The sequence below is a fragment of the Streptomyces sp. NPDC127100 genome (genome assembly GCF_042724095.1).
Taxonomy (GTDB): domain Bacteria; phylum Actinomycetota; class Actinomycetes; order Streptomycetales; family Streptomycetaceae; genus Streptomyces.
On the sequence record NZ_JBHXFL010000036.1, the window covers coordinates 1 to 22903 of the forward strand.

19 protein-coding genes are annotated in these 22903 nt (G+C 74.6%); 3 read left to right on the plus strand and 16 right to left on the minus strand.

Features of this window, described 5'->3' with window-relative positions; all coding sequences use genetic code 11:
* The 7 genes from ACFWJB_RS26630 to ACFWJB_RS26660 form a co-directional block, all read right to left on the minus strand.
* On the minus strand, positions 1-287 hold a 287-nt coding region (locus tag ACFWJB_RS26630; protein WP_386925303.1), incomplete at its 3' end, for an Nramp family divalent metal transporter.
* A gap of 67 nt (positions 288-354) precedes the next feature.
* Positions 355-1002: a hypothetical protein gene (locus ACFWJB_RS26635; protein ID WP_385466469.1), complete on the minus strand. Its 648-nt coding sequence runs from the start codon at positions 1000-1002 to the stop codon at positions 355-357.
* A gap of 100 nt (positions 1003-1102) precedes the next feature.
* On the minus strand, positions 1103-2668 hold the full coding sequence (locus tag ACFWJB_RS26640) for an AAA family ATPase (RefSeq protein ID WP_385466466.1): 1566 nt from the start codon (positions 2666-2668) through the stop codon (positions 1103-1105).
* An 86-nt stretch (positions 2669-2754) separates the two neighbouring features.
* Positions 2755-3324, minus strand: coding sequence for a hypothetical protein (locus ACFWJB_RS26645; protein ID WP_386925306.1), 570 nt, complete (start codon positions 3322-3324; stop codon positions 2755-2757).
* Complete coding sequence (locus tag ACFWJB_RS26650) at positions 3321-3581, minus strand: hypothetical protein (protein WP_385466460.1); 261 nt, start codon at positions 3579-3581, stop codon at positions 3321-3323. The genes ACFWJB_RS26645 and ACFWJB_RS26650 overlap by 4 nt, the downstream gene beginning before the upstream one ends.
* Complete coding sequence (locus ACFWJB_RS26655; protein WP_386925308.1) at positions 3578-5350, minus strand: hypothetical protein; 1773 nt, start codon at positions 5348-5350, stop codon at positions 3578-3580. The genes ACFWJB_RS26650 and ACFWJB_RS26655 overlap by 4 nt, the downstream gene beginning before the upstream one ends.
* A 57-nt stretch (positions 5351-5407) precedes the next feature.
* Positions 5408-5935: a hypothetical protein gene (locus ACFWJB_RS26660; RefSeq protein WP_385466454.1), complete on the minus strand. Its 528-nt coding sequence runs from the start codon at positions 5933-5935 to the stop codon at positions 5408-5410.
* Between the two features lie 203 nt (positions 5936-6138).
* Between ACFWJB_RS26660 and ACFWJB_RS26665 the strand changes: the two genes are divergently transcribed.
* Complete coding sequence (locus tag ACFWJB_RS26665) at positions 6139-8052, plus strand: caspase domain-containing protein (protein WP_386925310.1); 1914 nt, start codon at positions 6139-6141, stop codon at positions 8050-8052.
* Here the strand turns inward: ACFWJB_RS26665 and ACFWJB_RS26670 are convergent.
* The 8 genes from ACFWJB_RS26670 to ACFWJB_RS26705 all read right to left on the minus strand — a co-directional run bounded on the left by ACFWJB_RS26670 (position 8033) and on the right by ACFWJB_RS26705 (position 18810).
* Complete coding sequence (locus ACFWJB_RS26670) at positions 8033-12253, minus strand: CHAT domain-containing protein (RefSeq protein ID WP_386925312.1); 4221 nt, start codon at positions 12251-12253, stop codon at positions 8033-8035. The two genes, ACFWJB_RS26665 and ACFWJB_RS26670, sit on opposite strands and share 20 nt — an antisense overlap.
* A 12-nt stretch (positions 12254-12265) precedes the next feature.
* Positions 12266-12922 carry an RES family NAD+ phosphorylase gene (locus ACFWJB_RS26675; RefSeq protein WP_385466447.1) on the minus strand — a complete coding sequence of 219 codons (657 nt, stop codon included), beginning with the start codon at positions 12920-12922 and terminating at the stop codon, positions 12266-12268.
* Between the two features lie 37 nt (positions 12923-12959).
* On the minus strand, positions 12960-13625 hold the full coding sequence (locus tag ACFWJB_RS26680; RefSeq protein ID WP_385466444.1) for a hypothetical protein: 666 nt from the start codon (positions 13623-13625) through the stop codon (positions 12960-12962).
* A 64-nt stretch (positions 13626-13689) separates the two neighbouring features.
* A complete protein-coding gene (locus ACFWJB_RS26685; RefSeq protein WP_385466441.1) occupies positions 13690-14829 on the minus strand; it encodes a hypothetical protein in 1140 nt (379 codons plus the stop codon).
* A gap of 163 nt (positions 14830-14992) precedes the next feature.
* On the minus strand, positions 14993-16471 hold the full coding sequence (locus ACFWJB_RS26690; RefSeq protein ID WP_385466438.1) for a GntP family permease: 1479 nt from the start codon (positions 16469-16471) through the stop codon (positions 14993-14995).
* Between the two features lie 112 nt (positions 16472-16583).
* Positions 16584-16994 (minus strand): RidA family protein, encoded by a 411-nt coding sequence (locus tag ACFWJB_RS26695; RefSeq protein WP_385466435.1) that lies wholly within the window; start codon positions 16992-16994, stop codon positions 16584-16586.
* Entirely contained in the window at positions 16991-17776 is a 786-nt protein-coding gene (locus ACFWJB_RS26700; protein ID WP_385466432.1) for an IclR family transcriptional regulator, read from the minus strand. The genes ACFWJB_RS26695 and ACFWJB_RS26700 overlap by 4 nt, the downstream gene beginning before the upstream one ends.
* Positions 17773-18810, minus strand: a complete 1038-nt coding sequence (locus tag ACFWJB_RS26705; RefSeq protein WP_386925316.1) for a sugar kinase — start codon at positions 18808-18810, stop codon at positions 17773-17775. The genes ACFWJB_RS26700 and ACFWJB_RS26705 overlap by 4 nt, the downstream gene beginning before the upstream one ends.
* Before the next feature lie 133 nt (positions 18811-18943).
* Between ACFWJB_RS26705 and ACFWJB_RS26710 the strand changes: the two genes are divergently transcribed.
* Positions 18944-20233 (plus strand): amino acid deaminase, encoded by a 1290-nt coding sequence (locus ACFWJB_RS26710; protein WP_386925318.1) that lies wholly within the window; start codon positions 18944-18946, stop codon positions 20231-20233.
* An 11-nt stretch (positions 20234-20244) separates the two neighbouring features.
* Positions 20245-21855: an amidohydrolase family protein gene (locus ACFWJB_RS26715; protein ID WP_386925320.1), complete on the plus strand. Its 1611-nt coding sequence runs from the start codon at positions 20245-20247 to the stop codon at positions 21853-21855.
* Between the two features lie 14 nt (positions 21856-21869).
* On the opposite strand, the gene ACFWJB_RS26720 is transcribed toward ACFWJB_RS26715, so the two are convergent.
* Entirely contained in the window at positions 21870-22706 is an 837-nt protein-coding gene (locus ACFWJB_RS26720; protein ID WP_385466420.1) for a serine protease, read from the minus strand.
* Positions 22707-22903 lie beyond the last annotated feature (197 nt).

Consider the following 22903-nt stretch of genomic DNA (forward strand, 5'->3'; position numbering starts at 1 on the left):
CTCCCCGACCCCGATTTCCGGGGGCTGCGTGGGCGCCCCCTCCCCGCCGCCCACGCCTCCGCGAGGGAGATCTTCACCAGACAGCCGACGATCGCGGCCCACAGCAGCGTGTAGCCGAAGTTGCTGCCCGCGATGAGGGTGGCCACGAGGTCGCCGGCGCCGACACCGGTCGCGGCGACGACGATGCCGGGCCCGATGTGGCGCCAGCCGGCCCTGCGCGGAGCCGGTCCGGCCCCCGACTCAAGTGGTGCACCGGTGTCCCGAGTGTTGCCCGTGGTGTCCGCCATGCGAGTCAAGGAAGCGGAAAGCGGACGGTGGGGCAAGAGGGCGTGCGGGGATCTTCACGCGATGCGCTTACTCGGCGGAGGCCCCGGCCCTGCGCCCCTCGCCGTCCGCGTCGCTCTCCGAGTCGCTCTCCGGTCCGTTCTCCGGCTCGTCCTCGGGGCCGTTCTCAGGGCCGTTCTCCGGCTCGCCGCCCTTCGCCGCGGGCTCCGGCTCGCCGTCCTCGAAGTACGCGTCGAGGACCTCGTCCAGCGCCGACTCCCACTCCTTGAAGCGACCGCGGGACGTGGCCTCGATCTCGATCGGGTACCAACGGCGGTCCGGCGTGTGCACCGTGACGGTGAACCGCTTGCCGAAGCGGCCGGTCTCCGTCTCCACGGCGCCGATCTCGTCCCAGCGGAACTCGCACGCCTGGTCGTCCAGGGCCAGGCGTACGCCCTTGTGGTCGGCGACGATGCGGGCGCGGCGGTCGGACGCCTCGAAGACCGGGCCGTCGGGGGCCTCATCGGCGCCGGCCGCCGCCGCGTCGCCGGTGCCGGACTCCTCGGCGGTGGCCGGGTCGTCGGCGGGCTCCGCGGACGCGGGTGGCTTCTCCTCCACCTCCTCCGGCTGCGCTTCCTCCGGCTCACCGGACACGGGCGAGGTGAGCCCGGGGATGAAGGCCGGGTCGAAACCGGCGCCTTCCAGGGGCTTGCTGCTCGAACCTATGCGCTGCTCCACGGCGGAAGTATGGACGACATTCCTGTGCCGGGAACAGCCGGTCCACCGGTCACCCGCGTTCCCGCACGTCACAGTTGTGCGTCGGCCGGCCCCGCACCCGTCACTCGTCCATGAAGACGATCCGCCGCGTCCGCGCGCCGTCGCCCGGCACCGGAGTCACCGCGCCGCGGCCGGCCGGCACCGCCCGCTCGCGGCCCCAGGCGCGGATCTCCTCGATCTGCTCGGGGTTGCTCACGCTCAGCGGCCGTACGTCGGCGAACGTGTCGAGGACGAAGGAGTCCTTGAGGTTGGCGACGCCGCCGCGGCACAGGGCCTCCTCGCCGACGCTGTGCAGCGCGGCCTCTATGTCGGAGCCCGCGAAGCCCTCGGAGAGGTCCACGAGGCGGCCGAGCAGCTCCGGTTCCGGCTCCGCCTGGAGGTAGCGGCGGTAGTAGATGCCGAGGATCTCCCGGCGGTCCTCCGCGTCGGGCAGGTCGACGAAGAACAGCTCGTCGAAGCGGCCCTTGCGCAGCAGTTCGGGCGGCAGGCTGCGGATGTCGTTGGCGGTGGCGACGACGAAGGCGCGGGACTGGGACTCCTGGAGCCAGTACAGGAACTGGCCGATGATGCGCTGCGGCACGCCCGACATGTCGTCGCGGCCGGCGAGGCCCTTCTCGATCTCGTCGATCCACAGGATGCAGGGCGCCACCCGGTCGGCCATGGCGAGCGCCTCACGGAAGCGGCCCTCGGACTCGCCGAGGTACTTGCCGTGGATGCTGGCCATGTCGAGGCGGTACAGCGGCAGCCGCCACTCGTGGGCGATGGCCTTGGCGGAGAGGGACTTGCCGCAGCCCGGGACGCCGACCAGCAGGACGCCGCGGGGCGGGCGGAGCGCGGTCTGCCGCAGGTCGCGGGAGATCATGTCGTTCTTGCGGCGCAGCCAGGTGCGCAGGCCGACGAGGCCGCCGACGGCGTAGTCGCTGTCGCGGAGCTGGACGCGTTCGAGGCCGGTCAGGTCGCTGAAGATGCGGTCCTTGGCCTGGGCGAGGCCGAGGACGTCCTCCTTGAGGATGGCGCCCTTGGCGGCGATGGTCGCCATCAGGTTGACGCACTCCGCCTCGGTGACGCCACTGAGGAACTCGGCGGCGCGGCGGGCGTCCTCCTCGGTCCACTCGATCGGGATGTGCCCGTGGTGGTCGCCGAGGAAGCCGCTGAGGATGGCGTACATCTCCTCGGAGTCCGGCAGGTCGAGCCTGAGGCTCATGCCGAGCCGCTGGAGGCCGCTCCAGACGGGCGTGTCGGTGATGATCACGATGCTGCCCATGTTGCTGTCGGCGAGGCGGGCCAGCTCGGCGAAGTGCCGGGTGACCGGGGTGTCGGACTCGAGCTCGTCCGGGTCGACGAAGACGACGGTGGCGTTGGCGCGGCTGCCGAACTGGGTGGCGGCGAAGTCCATGGCGCCGGTGAGCGAACGGTCGTCCTGGACCGAGGCGTTGGTCCGCAGGTCGCGCAGGCCGGTGGCGCGGGTGTAGATCCAGAACGGCATGTTGCTGCGCCGGGACTGCGTGGCCGCCTCCCTCAGCAGCCGCAGGGCGCGCTGCTGCTCGATGGTCCGCATGGCGATGACCGGGACGCGGGCGGAGATGTAGCTGTCGAGGTGGGTGAGGCTTTCGGCGTAGTTCGACATACGGGGTACGGCCTTCGGGGCGAGGGTGGGCGGGGTGCGCGTTCCGGAGCGGGCGGGGCTCGTGCGTGCGGGCGGGCCCCGGGGGCTCAGCCGGGCACGATCCGGCGCCGGGGCGGGCTGCCGGGGACGTCGGCGGCCCACGGGTCGGGCACGGTCGGCGTGGCCGGCGGCGGCGCGGCGAGGACACCGGTGAGGGCGTTGTCGCGCAGGGTGCGGCGGCGGCGTTCCAGCAGGCGCCGGTCGGCACCGCGGCGCTCCTCCTCGGCGAGCTGGTGCTCCAGCTGCTCCTGCACGTGCGGGATCTGCTGGTCGACGAGCCGGAGCAGCTCGGTGCGCAGGGACTCGGGCAGCCCGGGGTGGGCGGCCAGGGCGCGCACCTCGCGCAGTCCGGCGCGGGCCTGGGTGAGCTCGCGGCCGTAGCTGAACTCGTCGCGTGCCTGATCCAGGGCCCGCACCAGCGCGTCGGCCCAGGAGCCGAGGCGGGTGTTGATCGAGCTGGTGAGGTGGGTGCCGAGCCGTACCCAGGTGGCCGCGTCGTAGTGCTCGTCGGTGAGGGCGGGCAGGGCGGCCGGGTCGACGGGCTCGCGGGCCGCCCAGCGGCGCAGGAAGTCGGCCCAGGCCTGGTAGGCGCCGCCGTCGCCCCACAGGCCGCTCACGGGGCGTTGCTCCCGGGGCGGCGCACGAGGGTCTCGCCGGGCGGCAGCGGTTCCCAGTCGGGCAGGCCCTCGACGAGCTTGCGGAGCCTGCTGGTGACGCGCTCCTGCCGCGGCCGGCGCACGGCGCCCCACGGGGAGGACTGGGTCCGCCCGGCGTCGGCGGAGCCCGCCCACGGGGACGCGTCCGGGGACGTGCGGGGCGGGGGCGGGGCCGGGGAGCCGGCCGGCGGGGTGCTGGGGGTGCTCGGGGTGCTCATCGGGTCTCGTCCTCCTGGCGTACGGTGCGGCCCTCGAACGGTGAGGCCGGTCCGTCCGTGGTCCGCAGGGACGCGATCAGTTCGCGGACCCTGGCCTCCACCTGGTCGGCGGCGCGGAACTTCTCGTACCAGTCGGTGAGTTCGGCGGAGGCGCCGCGCAGGGCGTGCAGGGACTCGGTCCTGGCCGCTTCGAGGGCCTGGCGGGCGGTGTCCTGGTTGCGCCGGGCGGCCTGGGCGCCGTTGTACAGGACCAGGCCCCACACGGCGCCGACGACCGCGGCGGCGCCCAGCCCGAAGCCGACGCTCGCCTGGGTGACGATCAGCAGGATGCCGATCACCACCGCGGCCAGGGGCGCGGCCTTCTTCACCCACGGGTAGCCGAGCGCGTCGATGAAGGGGGTCATGTGCCGGTCCCAGTGGTCGGCGAGGGACTTCTCCAGGACGGCCAGGGGCTGTGTGAAGGAGCCGGTCCAGGGCGGCAGCCGGAAGGACTGGGCGGCGACGGTGTACGCGGTGTCGAAGTGCGCCTGGACGTCCTGCGGCATGGCCGCCCGGTAGTCGCGGGTGTGCCCGGCGTGGGCATGCTGGAACCACTCGTGGCAGGCGGCGACCGCCAGGCGCTGTGTGGCCGGCGAGGTGCCGATGGCCTCCGGGTTGAGGGCGGCCGTGGTCTGCACGGTCAGGTAGTCGAGGGTCTCCTCGTACGAGGCGGCGTCCGCGTCGGCGGTCCGGCGGGCGGAGTCGAGGTCGCCGTCGTGGTCGACGACCGCCTGGTTGAAGGCGAGGTCGCGGCGCAGCGGCAGCTCCTCGTTGTCGTACTCGGAGACCAGGCGGTCGAGGATGTCGTCGACGGCGTCCTCGATGCGGTCGGAGGGCGCGAACTCCCGGTCGAGGACGGCCCGGTACTTGTCCAGCAGGAGCTGCTGGCCGCGGGCGCCGGAGAGCACCCCGTCGAGCTGTCCCCACTGGGGCGAGACGGCCGCGAGCCGCGGGAACTCCTGCTGAGCGGACGGGCCGCGCAGGGCCGCGATCTCGTCGCGCCAGCGCTTGACCTGCCGGGCCTGCGCGTCGGCGCTGCCCGCCAGGTGGGCGCGCCATTCGGCGAGGGTGCGGTCCAGCAGGTCGCGGCCGACGACGCCGAAGGCGCCCTGGGCGATGGCCTCCAGGATGACGGCGAACTCGCGGCCGAGCGACGTCGGGTCCTGGGCCAGCAGGTAGTGCCGCAGCCAGCGCACCGCGCCCTCGCGGCGTCCCTGGCGGCGCAGGACGAGGGCGAAGAACAGCGCGGTGCGGTCGGGTGAGCGGCGGAACGCCTCGTCGACGGCGCGCTCGCACAGCCCCGGGTCGTCGGCCGACCAGGAGGCGAGGGCGACGAGGGCGGGCGCCAGCCAGTAGCGGGGCGTCTGGATCATCAGCTGGTCGCTGACCATGCGGACGTTGTCCTCGGAGACGAGGCCCACGTCGAAGGCCTGGAGCATGCCGACGGCGGTGCGCCGGACCGTCTTATGGTGGCCGAACTGGTGGTCGATCTTGTCCTCGATGACGCCGATGCGGGTCTCGGCGCGCTGCACGTTGGCCGTCGTCTCGGCCTGCCGCACGAACGCGAGGAACTCGTCCCGCAGTTCCTGGAGTTCGGTGCGGGCCTGCTGCTGGGCGGCCTCGACCGTGGAGACCTGGCCGGACACCGAGCCGACCTGTTCGGTGAGTCTGACGACGAGGTTGCTGACCTCCTGCACCTTGCGGTGCAGTGCGTAGTCGACCTCGGACATGCGCGAACTCCGTTCACGTGCGGGGCTTTCGGGGACCGGCGTTCTTCTCGGGGCGGGTCAGGGCCGTACGACCGTGCCGTCCTCGAGGACCGGCAGGATCAGCCCGTCGCTGTAGACCTCGACGTACGCGTAGCCGCCGGAGCGGGCCAGCATCCGGGCCGAGGAGTACGGGGCGGGCATGGGCTCGGCGGGGGCGAAGTGCCGCACGATGACGCCGAAGAGGTTGAGCTGGTGGTCCACGTAGGGCGGGCCGAGGTAGCAGCGGGCGACGAAGCCGAGCGGGACCGCGCCGTACGTGGTCGTGTACTCCTCGCGGATCCACTCGGCCAGTGAACGGCAGGCCTGTTCGTCCAGTCCCGCGTCCAGCCGGTGCAGGGCGTCGCGCAGTTCCCGCGGGCGCGGCCGGTACAGCTCGAGGCGGGTCACGTCCGGGCCGGGCGTGCCGGATGCCTGGCGCCGGGGCGTGCCCAGGTCGCCGACGAGGCGGCGGCCCGCGCCCGGTGACGACAGGGGCCGGGCGGACTGTCCCTGCGGCCCCTGCTGTCCGGGCCGGACGATGCGACGTGGGTGTTCTGCGTACCCCATGGTGTCCCCCGAGAGTCATGGGTGGCGCGCACCGGAGGACCGGTTGCGTGATGCACGGGAAGTGAAGCGTAATGACGTTCCGTCAAGAGCGCGACTCCAATCACCGAATGACCTGACGGTGACCGGAACACGCCCGGAATGGACCCGGTTCGGTCATCGCGTTCGCGCGGCGCGGGGCGGGGCGCACTGACAGACTCTCCGGCATGGGGAAGATCCATGCGCTCCTGGTGGGAGTCGACGCCTATCCGGCGGAGGTGGCGCCGGCGCTGACCGGCTGCGGCAACGACATCGCCGAGGCACGCCGGCTGGTCGCGGACCTCGCGGGCGGCCGGGCCGAGGTCACCGTGCTGCTGGACGGTGCGGCGACCGTGGCCGCGGTGGAGGACGCGGTGTCACGCCGGCTGGGGGAGGCGGGTCCCGGGGACACGGCGCTGCTGTGGTTCTCCGGGCACGGCACGCAGGTGCCCGCCACGGGGGCGGACCTGCTCGTCGAGGCGACCGGCCTGAACCAGGCGGTGCTGTGCGTGGACGGCCCGCTGCTCGACAAGCGGCTCGGTGCCCTGCTGAACCGCGTCGCGGCGGGCGGCGCCCAGGTCACGGCGGTGCTGGACTGCTGCCACTCGGGCGGCGCCACCCGGCGGGCGGGACTGCGCTACGCCCCGCCGAGCCCCGCGTGGAAGCTTCCGGCGGAGGGTGCCGCCGCGCGCCAGGCGGTGGCGGAGGCGCCCGGGGGGCATCTGCTGATGGCGGCGAGCCGGCTGAACCAGCCGTCGTACGAGGACTGGTTCGACGGGCGGCAGCACGGTGTCTTCACCCACGCCCTGATCGGCGCGGCGCGTGCCGCGGGTCCGGACGCCACCTGCCGGCACCTGCTGGCGGCCGCCGCCGCGCGGGTCGCGCGCGCCGGGCGGGAGCAGCAGCCGGTGCTCCTGCCGGACGCGCCGGGCGGCCCGGCGGACCAGCCGTTCCTGGGCCCGGTCGGCCCCCGTCCGGCGCCGGCGGCGGCGCACCTGCTGCGGTACGGCCCGGACGGCTGGGAGGTCGACTGCGGCACGGCCCACGGACTGCGGGAGGGAACCGACGGGACGGAGTTCGCGGTGCCGGCCCCGACGGCGGAGGACACCGGGCCGGGCGGGGCCGGGACGGACGTGACGCCCGGGCCGGGCGGGGGCGGGCTCGTCGTGCGGGCCCGGGACGTGCGGACGGAGCGGACGCTCGTCGATCCGGTGGGCTGGGTGCCCGATCGGAGCCAGGTCTACCCCGTCGCGGTCTCGGCGCTCGCGCTGGCGCCGGGCGGTGTGCGGCTGGAGGGGCCCGCCGGGGCGGTGCGGGAGCTGGCCGAGGCGGTGGCGCCGTCGCCGTTGCTGCGGGTGCTCGACGGGCCCGGGCAGGCGGCCGTCGTGGATCTCCGGGTGCGGGTGGCGGAGGGGGCCGCGCACGTGGAGCGGCGGGACGGGACGCCGTTCACCGCGCCGCTGCCGTACGAGGACCGCGGCGACGCCACGCGGGTGGCCCGCTGCCTGGAACACCTGGCGCGCTGGCACGAGATCCGGGACCTCACCCCCCGGCCCTCTCCGCTGGACGGCCTGGTCCGCGTGGAGATCGCACCGTGGAACGCGGCGCCGGGCGAGGTGCTGCTGCCGGACGGCAGTGGGGAGATCGTCTGCCGGTACACGTCCGGTCCGGACGGGCCTCAGGAGCCCCGGGTGTCCATCCGGCTGCACAACCGCTCGCCCGACCGCACCCTGTGGTGCCTGCTGCTGGACCTGACGGACAGCTACGCCTGCCACTCCCTGCTGTACCCGGGGCACTTCATCGGCCCCGGCCGCACGGGTCACGCCCTGGACGGCAAGCCCGTGCACCTCACCCTGCCGCGCCACATGCCGGTGACGCCGGGCGCCCACGTCCGGGACTGGCTCAAGCTGATCGTCGCCGAACGGGAGTTGAACACCCTGCCCTTCCAACTGCCCGCGTGGGGCCCGCACACCGGCCCGACCCCGCGCGACCTGGGACCGGCGCCCGGGACGGCCCCAGGACGGTGGACGACGCTCACCGTGCCGCTGCGCACACTCGTCCCGGACGGGGCGGCCGAGCCGGTCACCGGCCCAGGTGGGTGAAGCCGGCCCAGGCGGTCAGGTCGTGCGAGTCGATGCGGCGGGAGCGGGCCGCCAGGGCCGGGGGGAGGTCGTCTGGGAGCTCCCGGCCGGGGTCCAGCATCCACAGCTGGGCGCGGCGCAGCGCCTTCGCCGGGGGCTCGCCGTGGGTGCGCAGGAAGTGGTGGGTGAGGAACATCAACACCGAGGTCGCCTCGTCCGGGACCGGCCACAGCGAGCCGACGACCGAGTCCGCGCCGGCCACGAGGAACGCGGTGGAGAGACTGAACGCCTCGTTGAGGCCACGCCCCGACACGTGGCTGCTGCAGGCCGCGAGCAGCACCAGTGACAGCCGGCGGTTCCGCCCGCCGGCCGTGTCGGTCAGCTCCTCCGCCGCCAGCCTGCCGCCGTTCAGGGCGAGATAGGCACTGCGGCGGGCGTTGGCGGCGACGGCGGCGTGGCAGGCGAGGTGCAGCACGCCGCCCCCGTCGGCCGCGGCACCGCGCAGCCAGTCCAGTACCTCCCGCGGCGTGCCCGCGCCGTCCGTCGGGCTCGCGGCAGCGGTGGACCGGCGGCCGAGGAAGCGGCCGTGCGGGTAGAAGACGCGCTGCACGGCGTCGGCCTCCTCACCCGCGTAGAGCAGGTCCCCGGTGGGGTTGCCGACGACGAGCGCGGGGCCGGTGCGCGGTACGGCGGGACGGGCCGCGACCTGGCACAGCAGGCGGGCCGAGGCGGCGTAGGAGATCTCGGCGGCCTGGAGGGCGTAGCGGCGGCCGCGGGGCCCGCCGGGCTCCCAGGCGGCGTGCCACGGTACGAGCCCGAGCGTGCCCATCGGCACCAGCACCAGGCGCGGCGGCCGTCCGCCCGGCATCTGGAACGCCTCCAGCAGCGGCCGCATCGCGGCGTGCCAGGCCCAGCCGCACAGCCGGTCGAGCTGCTCCCGCAGCCGGGCCTGCGCGTCCCCGGGCCGGCCACCGGCACCGGGGGTGTGATCCGGCGCGGGACCCATGTCGCGGCCGAGGACGCGGTCGGGCCCGGCCTCCTCGGCGCGGGCCGGGCCCTGGGACGCCGGGGTGTACGCCGTGAGCGGGGCCGCCTCCTGGCTGAGCGTGGGGAGCGGTACTGCGTGCACCTGTCCTGAGGAGGTGACGACCAGGGCGGTGCCGGGGACGTCGTCGCCGGCCGGGACCAGGTAGACCAGGGCGTCCTTGTCCACGGCGCGCAGGGCCCGGCCGATCTCCTCCGGTGCGGGCGGGTCGAGGAGCTGGGCCGCGCTCGGGGCGTCGCCGGCGGTGAGCGCGGCGAACACCCGCCGCCGCAGGGAACTGGGCACGCTGGGCGGCGGCTGGGCGGCCGCGAGGGGGTCCTCGGGGTGCTCGGCGGCACCGGCGCCGCTGGAGTGCCACTCGTCGGCGAGGTCGTCCCGGCCGGCCGCGGTCAGCAGGGCGGGCACGGTCGTCGAGGTGACGGCCGCGTGCAGGACGAGGCCGCGGCAGGCGTCGAGCGCCTGGAGGGCCTCCTCGGGTCGGTTGTCCCGCAGGCACCAGCCGGCGACCTCCAGCGCCGCCCCGGTCGCCTGCGCCGCGGCCAGCGCGGCGTGGTCGGTGCCGGACTGGAGCAGCGCCGCCCAGGCGTGGCCGCGCAGGCAGGACAGGCCGACGCGCCGGGCGGTGGCGCGGTCGCGCCGGTGGAGGGCGTCGCGGGTGCGGTAGGCCCGGGCCAGGGCGAGGCCGATCTCGGCGTACAGGCGGTGTTCCGGTCCGCCCGCCTCCTCCAGGGTGCCCTCCAGGAACGTGATGCCCTTGGCCAGCCGCTCGCGGCTGTGCAGCCGGTCGAACTGGAGCGTGGACAGGGCGCAGTGGGCGACGCCGAGGGCGTAGGCGTAGCGCAGGCGGTCGTCGCCGCCCTCCGTGGACAGGTCGTGGGCCTCCTGGAGCAGGCCGATGGCTTCCAGCAGGCCCGGTCCGTCGTGCACCCGCGTGGCCCGGATGAAGCGCCGCATGCCGTTGTCGCCGAGCACCCAGGCACGGTGGTCGCGCGGCAGGCGCTTGGCCTCGCGCCGCAGTTCGGCCGCGCCGGGACGGCCGGCGAGCGGGGGCAGCGGCGCGGCGCCCAGGTTGTCCGCGAGGACGTCGCGGGCGTCGCGCACGTTCTCCAGGGCGGTGAGGACCTCGATCCGGGAGGGGTCCTCGGCCGACATCGCGGCGTGCCCCTCGGTCAGGGCCGCGATGTGCCGGTCCGCCGCGGCCAGGTCCCCGCGCCGGACGGCGGTGTGCGCGTCGAAGCCCGCCTGCTGGAGGTCCAGAGTGCGGCGCACGTGCGCGGGCAGGCCGGGGTCGTCCCGCAGCCGCCGCCACACGGCCGCCCCCTCCTCCATGTCGTCCGCTCCGCCGCGGGTCTGGCCCCGCTGGGTCCGCGCCATGAACCGGGCCAGGGCCAGCCCGTAGTCGTCGCGCCCGCCGGCCTCCTCGGCCCGGTCGAAGTGGGCGAGGACCTCGTCCAGCCCGGCGCCGGTGCCGGAGCTGGTCTCCTCGTGGAGGCGCGCCATGCCGACGACGGCGTGCGCCCGGCCGGCCCAGGCCGGGTCGGTCTCGGCGCGCCGGAGCACGGCCTCGGTCAGCTCGCGCCGGACGTCGGGGCCGAGCAGGTCGCCCTCGGGGTCGATCACGGGGAGGTTGCTCAGGAGCATCGCGGCGGCCTGGGCGCGGGCCTCGCCGCCCGGCTCGGCGGAGCGGAACTGCTCCAGCTGCCAGGCGACGCGTTCGGCGCGGACGCGCGGCGACGTCATGTCCCGGCCGATGCCGCGCAGGAACTCGTCCTCGCCGAAGTCGACGAAGGACCGGCCCTCCTGGAAGTCGTCGAGCATGCCGTCGGTGGCCTGCCTGAGGGCCGCCGGATCCAGGCCCTCGGGGTGTCCGTCGGTCTCCGGCAGCATCCCGCGGTCGGCGAGCATGTACCGGGCCCAGCCGTCCAGCAGGCGCGCCATCCGGCCGATGTCCGAGTCGGTGGACGGCCGCTCCAGCAGCCGCCCGGTCGCCTCCAGCACGTCGTGGAGGCGCCGCGGGTCGGGGTCGAGGGAGTAGCGGGACTGCTGGAACGCGGCGAGGAAGAACGCGGTCGCGGTGATGTCGCCGTCGCGGGCCGGTTCCCACCGGGTCAGGGCCTGCCTCACGAGGGCGATGCCCCGCTCCCGGCCGGCGTCGTCGTCGCGGTCGGCCGCCCGCTCGTACAGGAGCCGGCCGAACACGTCGAGGTACTGGGGCGACAGTTGCTCCTCGGCGTCCGGCCGGGCCAGCAGGTCGCGCAGCTCGACCTCGGCGGCGGCCAGCTGGCCGTTGTCCCGCCACGAACTCCAGAACAGCGCGCGGACGAAGACGGCGTCGGCCTCGGAGCGGAACGCCCAGTCGGGTTCCTCCGCGCCGGTCCGGCCGGCCCGGCGCAGCTCCGCGAGGGCCGTGGTGAAGGCGTCCCGTGCGGCCTCCAGCACGGCCCGGTCGGCGGTCGCCCGGCCGCGCAGCAGCAGGGCCAGGCCCAGGCTGTGCCGGACGTGAGGCAGATCGACGCCCGGCGGGCCGGCGTCGAGGACCGCCGCGTAGTGGCGTGCCGACTCGGCGGCGGCGCCGGGGTCGGCGCGCAGCTCGGCGCACTGGAGGTGCAGGAAGCCGAGGGAGACGTGCAGCTCGGTCTCGTCCTCGTCGCCGGGTGTCGCGTCGTCCAGGGCGTCGGCGTGGCGGAGCACCGCGTCGTCGAGCAGCGCCCCCGGGTCGTCGTCCTCGCCGCGCCGCACGTAGCGCTCCTTGGCGCAGTTGGCGAGGAGGCGGCGGCCTAGGAGGCGGACGTCCTCGTGGTCCGGGGCGTCCGGGGCGTCCGGGTCGAGGCCGTCCACGCCGGTCCGCAGCAGTTCCCGTGCCCGGTGCAGGAGTTCGAGGTCCTGGGACTCGTCGTACGCGACGGCCAGCAGGTGCCCGTACAGGATCCGCCAGGCGTGCCAGACGGGCTCCGTGCCGGGCCTGCGGAAGGCGCGTTCGAAGCCCTCCAGGGCCAGGTCGAGGTCCTCGCCCTCCGGGTCGGCGGCGTCCAGGTGGTGCAGCCGGTAGCTGAGTTCGCCGACGTACGCGCACATGCCGGGCACGTCGGGGTCGTCGGCGGGCAGCCGGCCGAGCGCGTCGAGGGTCCGCTCGCGTTCGGCGGCGAGTTCCTCGGGGGAGACGGGGGTGTCGGGCACGGTGCGGGCCTTCTACTGGGGGGCGAGCTGCGCGTGGTAGGGCTGGAGCACGGAGTCGAGGTGGCGCCGCCCGTCGGACGTGGCGAAGTCGACGGTGTGGCCGGGCAGCGCCTCTAGGGCGCCGGGCGGGCAGCGGTCGCCGAAGAGGACCACCGTCCGGTCGCCGGGCTCGCGCTTGGACGCCCAGACGAAGCCCTGCGCCCAGGGGTCGGTGTGGCGGCGGATCCAGTGCGCCCAGTCCCGGGTGTAGGCGTAGTCCTGTGCCTCGGTCTGCGTCAGCCAGCCGTCCTGCCGTACTCCGGCGAGGTCCTGCGCGGTCATCAGGGACACGACGGTGAGGTCGGTGGCCAGCCGCAGGGTGCTCAGGCCGCGCCGGGCGACGGCGACGCCGGGCACCAGGCGCGGGCCGCCCGCCGGGTCGAAGGGCAGGGAGCGCAGCAGCGTCTCGCACACGGCGGCGGCCGGGGTGGTGCCGGCGTAGAGGTAGCCGTAGCGGTCGCAGGGCGTGGCGTCGAAGCGCCCGCCGCCGTAGAGGCAGTGCGCCGGCTGCGGGTTGAAGGCGGTGGCGTTGCGGTGCAGGGCGTGGACGCGGTGCAGCAGGGTGCCCTGCGCGAGCGTCGCCTTGGCCGGGGTGCCCGTCAGGTGCTCGGGCGGCCGGTAGTTGGGCACGGCGGGTCTGCCTCCTCGTGCTGCGCGGTCGGTACGGTCACACGTCCTCCATCAGCAGGCGCGCGGTGTCGGCGAGCCGGCGCTCCTGTCCGGTGCCGAGGAGGGCGGCGGGGGCGGTGCCGAGCCAGGCGTTGCCGGCCAGCCACCAATCGGCGGCGCCCCAGGGGTCGCGGGCGGCGTCGAGGAGGGCGTTGACCTCCAGGACCACCAGCCAGGGCAGGCAGCCCTCGGAGAACTGGAAGCGGGGCAGCCGGGCCAGTCCGCCGGGTCCGGGCAGCCGGATCAGGTCGCGGGCGTAGGGGTCGCCGCCGTCGCGCAGCACGGTGGCCGGGTCCAGGGCCGGTTCGGCGAGCAGCCGGTCGCGCACGGGGCCGAGCACGGGGCCCACCATGCGGTGCCCGTCGAGGAGCAGCACGGCGAGGTCGTCGGCGCGGAAGCCCAGGTAGGACGGGTCGGTGCCGGTGGAGCTGTCCGTGCCGGTGGCGAGCCGGGCCTGTCCGGCGGTGCCGAACTCGTCGGGCAGGGCCCGGCGGAGCAGCCCGACGGCCTCCTCGGCGGCACCGCGGCGGGCGGGTTCGCCGACCTCGCGGTGGCGTACGACGGTCAGCAGGGCGGCGAGGCGCTCGCGGGTGGGTCCGGTCAGGCGGTCGGCCAGCCGGTGCCATTCGGCTGCCGCCGCGGCCAGCACGGCGTACGGATTCACTGCTCCCCCTTGTCGTCGTCTGCCGGTCGCCGGGTCGGGCGCCGCTCCCGGCCTGTTCGGTGGGCTACGGGCGGCGCCCGGTGAGTAGCCGTTCCACCAGGTCGGCGCGGGCCTGGCGGCGCATCACCAGGTGGATGTCCCACCGGGCGCCGCGGGCCAGTTCGGCCTCCACCGCCGTCCACAGCGCGCCGAAGCTCTCCAGGGCGGGCAGGCCGCCGCGGCCGGCGCCGAGCAGGGGCAGGCAGACGGAGGTGAGCGGCGGGTCGTGGCGTGCGGACTCGGCGGCGAGCAGCGTGAAGGCCCGGTCGACGGCGCGCGTGATGTCGGCGGGCTGCACGTCGTAGTCGTTGGTGCCGGGGCGGGGCACGGCCACGGCGAGGTGGTAGATGCGGCGGACGCCCTGGGCGGCGAGGGCGCCGGCGGAGGTGGCGGCCACCGTGCCGGGCAGGGCCGCGCGGCCGGGGATGCCGTGGCGCGCGGCCCAGTCGCGCAGTTCGTCGTGGACGAGGTCCTCGACGACTCCCCCGGTGGCGTCGGTGCGGGCGGCGGCCCGGCGCAGGTTCGCGGCGACCGAGGCCTTGTAGGGCGCGGGGAGCGCGAAGTAGGTGTTGGACGGGGAGACGACGACGTCGACTCCGCGCAGGAGGTCCACGGAGTGGACGTGCAGGGTGACGGGGACGACGCGGTCGTGGACGCGTGGCTTGATCACGCGGTGGACGGGGGCGAGCAGGTGCCGCCCGGGGTCCGCCGTCTCCCGGTCGCCGGCCGGGTCGGGGGCCGGGTCGGCGTCCCCGTCGGCGGTGGCGGTGCCGGTCGTGGCGGTGAGGCCGAGGATCTGCTCGGTGATCTGCCCGAGCACCATCAACTCGTGGTGTTTGCGGAACCGTTCGACGCTGACGCCGTAGACCTCGGCGGCCCGGCGGCGCCGGTCGGCCGGCGGCCAGTCGCGGGTGCCCTGGGCGAGGCCGAGGGTGTACTCGGCGGCGGTCTGGAGGGTGCCGCCGCCGATGCCGGCGACGGCGTCCCGGAGCAGCCGCTCGACCGCGAGGCCGGGTAACTCCCCCGGTGCTCCCAGCCGTTCGCGGGCGATGCGGGAGAGCTCCGGGATGTCCAGCCCGCGGAGCCTGACGACTCCGGCCCGCCGCACCGCTCTCACCTCGGCGAGCACCGCGGCGTGATCGAGCCTGTGAGGGGGATGCGGCATGGCATCAAGACTCCCATTGCCGCCTCCGCCCTCACAAGCCCGATCCGGTGCTCCCCCCGTGCATCCATTGCACCGCACGGGCCGGTCGGGCCCGGGGCTCTTTCCGGGCGGATCCGGGTCGGGCGGGCGGGAGTCGCCGGGTCCCGGGCGCGCCGGGCGGGCCCTAGACGAACAGGCTGAGCACCGCGGCCGTCACGAAGCCGCCCAGCGACAGCACGCTCTCCAGCACGGTCCACGTCCTCAGGGTGTCCCGTTCGGTGATGCCGAAGTACTTGGCCACCATCCAGAAGCCGCCGTCGTTGACGTGCGAGGCGAAGATGGAGCCCGCCGAGATGGCCATGATGACCAGCGCGACGAACGCCTGGGAGTGGTCTCCCCCGGCGAGCAGGGGCGCCACGATACCCGCGGTCGTCACGATGGCGACCGTCGCCGAGCCCTGGGCGACCCTCAGCACGAGGGAGATCAGGTAGGACAGGACGATCACCGGCAGGCCGACGCCGTTGAAGGTGTCGGAGAGGGCCTGGGCGACGCCGCTGGCCTTGAGGACCGCGCCGAACACCCCGCCCGCGCCGACCACCAGCAGGATGTTGCCGACCGGCTTGAGCGAGGACGTCGAGACGGTCTCCAGCGACTTGCGGGACCAGCCGCGCCGGATGCCGAGCAGGTAGTAGGCGAGGAACAGGGCGATGGTCAGGGCCACGAAGGGGTTGCCGAAGAACTCGATCACCGAGCGGGTGGTGGAGGGGTCCAGGGCGATGGAGGAGAAGGTCGCGGCGAGGATGAGGACCAGCGGGGTGCCGATGATGCCGAGGACCGTGCCGAGCGGCACCGGCGTCTCGCGCGGCGCGACGCCGGCCTTGCGCTGCTCGTCGATGACGGCCTGCCGGGCCTCCTCGGCGGCCTCGACCATGTCCTGCGGCACGGGGACGAAGATGCGGCGGCCGATCCAGGCGGAGTAGGCCCAGGCGGCGAGCACGGCCGGGATGCCGCAGACGACGCCCATGAGGATCACCCAGCCGAGGTCCACGTGCAGCAGTCCGGCGGCGGCCACCGGGCCGGGGTGCGGCGGCAGGAAGGCGTGGGTCATCGACAGGCCGGCGAGCAGGGGGAGGCAGTAGAGCAGGATCGACTTGCCGGAGCGCTTGGCGGCGGCGTAGACGATGGGCGCGAGGACGAAGATGCCCACGTCGAAGAAGACGGGGATGCCGAAGATCAGGCCGGTCAGGCCCATGGCGAGCGGGGCGCGCTTCTCGCCGAACAGGCCGAGGAGGCGGGAGGCCAGGACCTCCGCTCCGCCGCTGACCTCGAGGATCGCGCCGAGCATGGTGCCCAGGCCGATGATGATGGCGACGTGGCCGAGGATGCCGCCCATGCCGGACTCGATGGTGGAGACGGCGTCGGACCTCTGGACGGTGCCGAAGAGTTCGGTGACCGACAGGCCGGCGAGCAGGCCGACGGCTATGGAGACGGCGAGCAGTGCGACGAACGGCTGGAGCCGCACCTTGATGATGAGGAGGAGCAGCAGCGCGATGCCGATCGCGGCGACGGTCAGCAGGCCCGCCGTGCCGTCGATCAGGGTGAGCAGGCCACCGGTGTGCGGTGGGGTCTCGGAGGCGGCGAGCTGGAGGGAGAAGTGGGACATTCGGGGGTCCTCTGCGTAAACACATGTGACTTTCGGGCAGGGAGGAGCGCGGCACGGCGCCCCGTGGGTGGGGGGCGCCGTGCCGTTCACAGACAGGCGGGGGTGGAGCGGGTCAGCCGAGGACGGCGAGCGCGTCGATCTCGATGAGGAGTCCGGCGGGCAGACCGACGTAGACCGTCGTGCGCGCGGCGGGCGGCTGGGTGAGGCCCTGCTCCGCGAAGTACGCGTTGTAGATCTCGTTCATCTCGGCGAAGTGGTCGACGTCCGTGAGGTAGACGCGGATCATCATCGCGTCGTCCCAGCTCGCGCCGCCCTCCTCGAGGATGGCCTTGACGTTGGCGAGGGTCTGGAGGGTCTGCTCGCGCAGGGTGGGGCCGGCCGGGGTGGGGGCCTTGCCCTCCTCGTGGGGCAGGAAGCCGACCTGGCCGGCGACCTGGAGGATGTTGCCCTTGCGGACGCCGTGCGAGAACTTCGCCGGCGGGACGGTGTGGGTCGCGGGCGTGAGGGCGGTCTTGTCGGTCATACGGTGTCCTTCTCGGGGTGGTGCTCGGGGTGCTGCACGGGGGTCCTGCCGGAGTACTCGCCGCTGATGGCGTCCGCCGTACGGCGCACCAGCGGGAGCAGGGTGAGGAGTTCGTCGGCGGTGACGACGACGTTCGGCGCGGAGACCGACATCGCGGCGGCCACCCGGCCGTCGGCGCCCCGGATGGGCGCGGCGACGCAGTTGATGGACTCCTCGTGGCCGCCGAGGTCGGTGGCCCAGCCCTGTTCGCGCACCGTGGCCAGCTCCGTGAGGAAGGCGTCGGCGTTCGGCGTCGAACGGGCCGTGTAGAGGGGGTAGTCGAGCTTCTCCGCGACGGCGCGGCGCTCGCTCTCGGGGAGGTCGGCGAGCAGCAGCTTGGCCACGGCCGCGACGGTGATGGCGACGGGCTTGCCGATCCGGGAGTACATCCGGACCGGGTAGCGGCTCTCGACCTTGTCGATGTAGAGGACCTCGTTCTCCTCGTAGACGGCGAGGTGGACGGTGTGTCCGCACTGCTCGTTGAGGCGTACGAGGTGGCTGTGGGCGATCTCTCGGACGTCCAGGTTCTCCATCGCCTCCTGGGCCAGGGCGATGAGCCGGGCGCCGAGGCGGTAGCGCTGGTCGGACTGGCGGTAGACGAAGCCGTGCTCGTGCAGGGTGCGCAGCAGGCGCAGCGCCGTGGACTTGTGCACGCCGAGCCGGTCGGCGACCCGGCCCAGGTCGGCGGGGCCCTCGGCGAGCAGCGGCAGGATGCTGAGCGCGCGGTCGACGGTCTGGCTCATGGTGTGCGTACCTCCTCGTCGGCCCCTTCGCCGGCCTGTGTCCAGCCGGGGCCGAGTCGCAGTCTCCCCCACGCGGCGTCGCCGAGGGCGGCCAGGCGGTCGGCGTGGTGGCGGGCGGGGGGCGCGGCGAGGTCGCCGGGGACGGTGAGCGCGGCGGCGGCCATCAGGTGGCCGTGGCGCAGGCGCTCGCGCACGGGCAGTCCGCGCAGGGTGGCGGAGAGGAACCCGGCGGCGAAGGCGTCGCCCGCGCCGACGGCGGCGACGACGTCGACGTGCAGGGCGGGGACGGAGGTCACGTGGGGCCCGTGGAAGGCGGTGGCGCCGGTGGCGCCCTGCTTGACGACGAGCAGCTCCGGCTCGGGCAGCGCGGCGCGCACGGCTTCGGGGGAGCCGAGTCCCCAGGCCTCGTCCTCGCCGACGAAGACGAGGTCGGCGCCGCGGGCCAGCTCCAGCAGCACCGCCGGGCCGTCGTCGTCGCGCCACAGCCCGGGGCGGTGGTTGACGTCGAAGGAGACCAGGGGCCGGCCGGGGCGGCGGGCGGTCAGTTCGCGCATCAGGTCCAGGCAGTCGGCGGAGAGCGCGGCGGTGATGCCGGACAGGTGCAGGACGCGTCCGGAGCGGACGGCGTCGAGGTCCAGGGTGGCGGCCGACATCGCGGAGGCCGCCGAGCCGGCCCGGTAGTACGCCACCTCGTGCGCGTCGGTGGCCCGGTCCCCGGCGGTGCGGAAGTAGATGCCGGTCGGCCGGTCCGGGTCGCGGCGGACGGCGGAGACGTCGACGCCGTACGCGCCGATCGCCTCGACCAGGTGGTCGCCGAAGCCGTCGGCGCCGACCCCGCTGACCCAGCGGACGGTGTGCCCGGCCGCGGCCAGCACACAGGCCACGTTGGACTCGGCACCGCCGATGGCGCGGTCGAAGGAGGGGACGTCGGCGAGGCGCCCGGGACGGGAGGGCAGGAAGGTGACCATGGACTCGCCGAGCGCGACGACGTCCACGACGTCGGGGGTGGTGCTGGTGGGTCCGTCGGCGGTCACGATGGTGGGGCTCCTTGTCCTGTCGCGGGCGGAGGCTCCGTTGACCCCGCGTTGGCCGAGATGTTAGACAGCACTGAGCGATATACGCAACGGTCGTTGCACAGAACGCAACGACCCACTTCAGGGAGGCTCCATGGCCCTCGACACCGGCACCGAAGCCCTCGCCCGTCTGGCCGGCGAGCCCGTCGACCACCGCTTCAAGGGCCTCCCGCCGGACGCCGCCGGCCTGACCGTCGCCGAGCTGGCCGCCCAGCGCCGCAACCTCTTCACCGGCGGCTTCACCACCCCCGTGCTGGCCCTCTCCGCCGAACGCCTGGAGCACAACCTGGAGCTCATGGAGACGTACGCGGTCCGGCACGGCCTCGCGTTCGCCCCGCACGGCAAGACCTCCATGGCCCCCCAGCTCTTCCACCGGCAGATCGAGCACGGCGCCTGGGGCATCACCCTCGCGGTGCCGCACCAGGTGTGGGTGGCCCGGGCCTTCGGCATCGGGCGGATCTTCCTGGCCAACGAGCTGGTCGACGCGTCCGCCCTGCGCCGGATCGCCGCGGAGCTGGACGCCGACCCGGACTTCCGCTTCGTCTGCTACGCCGACTCCGTCCGCGGCGTCGCACTGATGGACGCTGCGCTGAGCGCCGCCGGAGCCTCCCGCCCGGTGGACGTCGTGGTGGAACTGGCCGCCGGTGAGGGCGCCCGGACCGGGGTGCGCACGGAGGCGGAGTGCGCGGAGGTCGCCGACGCGGTGGCCGCCGCGCCGACGCTGCGGCTGGCCGGTCTCGCCGGGTACGAGGGCGAGGTGCCGGACGCCGACCCGGAGCGGGTGCGCGCGTGGCTGCGGCGGCTGGTCGCCCTGGCCGTGGACTTCGACGGGGCCGGGCGGTTCGCCGGGCTGGACGAGATCGTGCTCAGCGCGGGCGGCAGCGCCTGGTTCGACGCGGTGGCCGAGGTGTTCGCCGAGGTCCCGGAGCTGTCCCTGCCCGTGCTGAAGCTGCTGCGCTCGGGCGCGTACGTCTCGCACGACGACGGGCACTACCGCGAGCTGACCCCCTTCAACCGCGTCCCCGCCGAGGGCGCCCTGGAGCCCGCGTTCCGCCTGTGGAGCCAGGTCGTCTCCCGCCCCGCTCCCGGACAGGCCTTCACCAACGCCGGCAAGCGCGACGCGGCCTACGACCTCCACCTGCCCTTCGCCCAGGCGGTCCGCCCGGCGTCCGGCGGCCCGGAGCGTCCGGCGGACGGCATCACGGTGACGGGCCTGTCCGACCAGCACGCCTGGCTGCGCACCGCCCCGGAGGCGGAGCTGGAGGTCGGCGACTGGGTCGGCATGGGCCTGTCCCACCCGTGCACGTCCTTCGACAAGTGGCAGCTCATCCCGGTCGCGGAGGCGGACGGGACGGTCGTCGACTACATCCGCACGTTCTTCTAGAGGAGGCCCTGGTGGAAGAGCTGGTCATCCGGGACGCCGACGTCGTCGACGGCACCGGCGAGCCCTCGTACCGCGCCGACGTGGTCGTCGACGGCGGGCGCGTCGTGTCGATCGTCAAGGAGGCGGCGGCCGCCGGCTGCCAGCGCCCCCGGGCCCGGCGCGAGCTGGACGCCGAGGGCCTGGTGCTGGCCCCCGGCTTCATCGACATGCACGCGCACAGCGACCTGGCCCTGCTGCGCGACCCGGACCACAGCGCGAAGGCGGCCCAGGGCGTCACCCTGGAGGTCCTCGGGCAGGACGGGCTCTCCTACGCACCGGTCGACGACCGCACCCTCGGCGAGGTGCGCCGCGCCATCGCCGGGTGGAACGGCCCCGGGGACGACATCGACTTCGACTGGCGGTCGGTCGGCGAGTACCTGGACCGCCTGGACCGGGGCATCGCCGTCAACGCCGCCTATCTCATCCCCCAGGGCACGGTCCGCGCCCTCGCGGTCGGCTGGGAGGACCGGGAGGCGACCCCGGCCGAACTGGAGCGGATGCGCCGGCTGGTCGCCGAGGGCATGGAACAGGGCGCGGTCGGCCTGTCGTCCGGGCTGACCTACACGCCCGGCATGTACGCCCAGGACGCCGAGCTGACCGAGCTGTGCCGCGTGGTGGCGTCGTACGGCGGCTACTACTGCCCGCACCACCGCTCCTACGGGGCGGGCGCCCTCGAGGCGTACGCGGAGATGGTGGAGCTGACCCGGGAGGCGGGCTGCCCGCTGCACCTGGCGCACGCCACCATGAACTTCGGCGTGAACGAGGGCCGGGCCCCCGAGCTGCTGACGCTGCTGGACGGCGCGCTGGCGGCCGGCGCCGACATCACCCTCGACACCTACCCGTACACCCCCGGCTGCACGACGCTGGTGGCGCTGCTGCCGAGCTGGGCGGGCGAGGGCGGCCCGGAGCAGATCCTGAAGCGGCTGTCCGACGACGGCACGGCCGAGCGCATCCGCCACCACCTGGAGGTGACCGGCTCCGACGGCTGCCACGGCGTGCCCGTGGAGTGGGAGACCATCGAGATCTCCGGCGTGACCGACCCGGCCCTGGCGGAGTACGTCGGCCGCACGGTGCTGGAGTCGGCCGGACTGCGCGGCGAGACGCCGTGGACGGTCGCCCGGCGCCTGCTGCTGGCCGACCGGCTGGCCCCGACGATCCTCCAGCACGTCGGACACGAGGAGAACGTCCGGGCGATCATGCGGCACCGCGTCCACACCGGCGGCTCGGACGGCATCCTCCAGGGCAGCAAGCCGCACCCGCGGGCCTACGGCACCTTCCCGCACTACCTCGGCCACTACGTGCGGGAGCTGGGCGTGCTGTCGCTGGAGGAGTGCGTGGCCCACCTCGCCGCCCGCCCGGCGGCCCGGCTCCGGCTGCCCGACCGGGGCAGGATCCGCGAGGGGTACCGGGCCGACCTGGTCCTCTTCGACCCGGCGACCGTCGCGGCCGGCAGCACGTACGAGGAGCCGCGCCGGCTTCCGACGGGCATCCCGTACGTGCTGGTCGACGGGCGGTTCGTGATGGAGGACGGGCGCCGGACGGACGTCCTGGCCGGGCGGTCGGTCCGCCGGAGCCCGCGCTGACCGACCGCCGACGGCTACGGCTTGGGCAGCACGCAGCCGCTGCGGGCGAGGTCGAGCTTGTTGTCGGCGCCGAAGCAGGCGGGGATCTGGTAGGTCTGCTGGGCGTAGTTGATGCCCTTGCGGACCGTCACCGTGCCGTTCTCGGAGACCTCGCAGGGGTTGTTGTCGGTGCAGCGCCCGCCGTCCTCGTTGCCCGTGTTGTTGACGGCCACGACCTTGCCCGTGGCGTTGTCCACGACGGGCGAGCCGGAGGTGCCGCCGATGGTCTGGCAGGCGGAGGTGTAGCGGACCGAGTCCTTCCAGGTCCACTCCCCCTCCTTGAGGCGGTAGGCGAACCCGTCGATGTTGCAGGCGTAGGTCCGCTTCCAGTAGCCGGAGACCACGGTGATCGCGCTGCCGGCCGTGGGGCGGGTGTTGTTGAGCGTGAGCGGGCTGATCCCGTAGCTGCTGCGGATCTGGGCGTACGTGCTGGTGAGCTGGTACAGCGAGACGTCGGTGTCGGTCATCGTCGCGTAGGCGATCTTGCTGGCGCGCAGGGTGCCGACGCGGGTGCCGGAGGCGTTGAGCAGCCCGAAGGACCGGCTGGAGGGCTGGTTCACGACGACCTCGCCGGCCGCCGGGAAGCCGGTCTCCAGGCAGTGGCCGTTGGACATGACCAGCGCCGGGTCGTCGTCCTCGGAGGCGGGCAGGCGGACGACGGAGCCGGAGCAGTTGCTGAGCGAGACGGCGCCGGCGAAGGTGACGGCGCGGACGGCGGGAGCCGCGGGTGACGCGGGTGACGCGACCGCCGGTGCCACGCCCACCCCGGTGACGGCCAGGGTGGCGAACGCGGCAAGGAGAGGCTTGTACATGTGGGGTCCCCTCTTCGGAGGGTGCCGGGCGGAGATCTTCCGGACGGCACCTGAATTGTCATGCGCATTGTTAGCGCCGAGAGGGGCGGGGACAAGGAGCGCTATCCGGCCGGTCGTTGGCGCGATCCGGTCCCCCGGGCACGGCCGCAGGGGACGGCGGCGGCCGGAACCGGCACGTCTCACGTGGTGGAAAACAC

Coding starts and splice junctions, on each gene's coding strand:
- ACFWJB_RS26640 (WP_385466466.1), bottom strand. CDS start 2,668: ATGTCGAACTACGCCGAAAGCCTCACCCACCTCGACAGCTACATCTCC.
- ACFWJB_RS26650 (WP_385466460.1), bottom strand. CDS start 3,581: ATGAGCACCCCGAGCACCCCCAGCACCCCGCCGGCCGGCTCCCCGGCC.
- ACFWJB_RS26655 (WP_386925308.1), bottom strand. CDS start 5,350: ATGTCCGAGGTCGACTACGCACTGCACCGCAAGGTGCAGGAGGTCAGC.
- ACFWJB_RS26660 (WP_385466454.1), bottom strand. CDS start 5,935: ATGGGGTACGCAGAACACCCACGTCGCATCGTCCGGCCCGGACAGCAG.
- ACFWJB_RS26665 (WP_386925310.1), top strand. CDS start 6,139: ATGGGGAAGATCCATGCGCTCCTGGTGGGAGTCGACGCCTATCCGGCG.
- ACFWJB_RS26685 (WP_385466441.1), bottom strand. CDS start 14,829: ATGCCGCATCCCCCTCACAGGCTCGATCACGCCGCGGTGCTCGCCGAG.
- ACFWJB_RS26690 (WP_385466438.1), bottom strand. CDS start 16,471: ATGTCCCACTTCTCCCTCCAGCTCGCCGCCTCCGAGACCCCACCGCAC.
- ACFWJB_RS26695 (WP_385466435.1), bottom strand. CDS start 16,994: ATGACCGACAAGACCGCCCTCACGCCCGCGACCCACACCGTCCCGCCG.
- ACFWJB_RS26700 (WP_385466432.1), bottom strand. CDS start 17,776: ATGAGCCAGACCGTCGACCGCGCGCTCAGCATCCTGCCGCTGCTCGCC.
- ACFWJB_RS26710 (WP_386925318.1), top strand. CDS start 18,944: ATGGCCCTCGACACCGGCACCGAAGCCCTCGCCCGTCTGGCCGGCGAG.
- ACFWJB_RS26720 (WP_385466420.1), bottom strand. CDS start 22,706: ATGTACAAGCCTCTCCTTGCCGCGTTCGCCACCCTGGCCGTCACCGGG.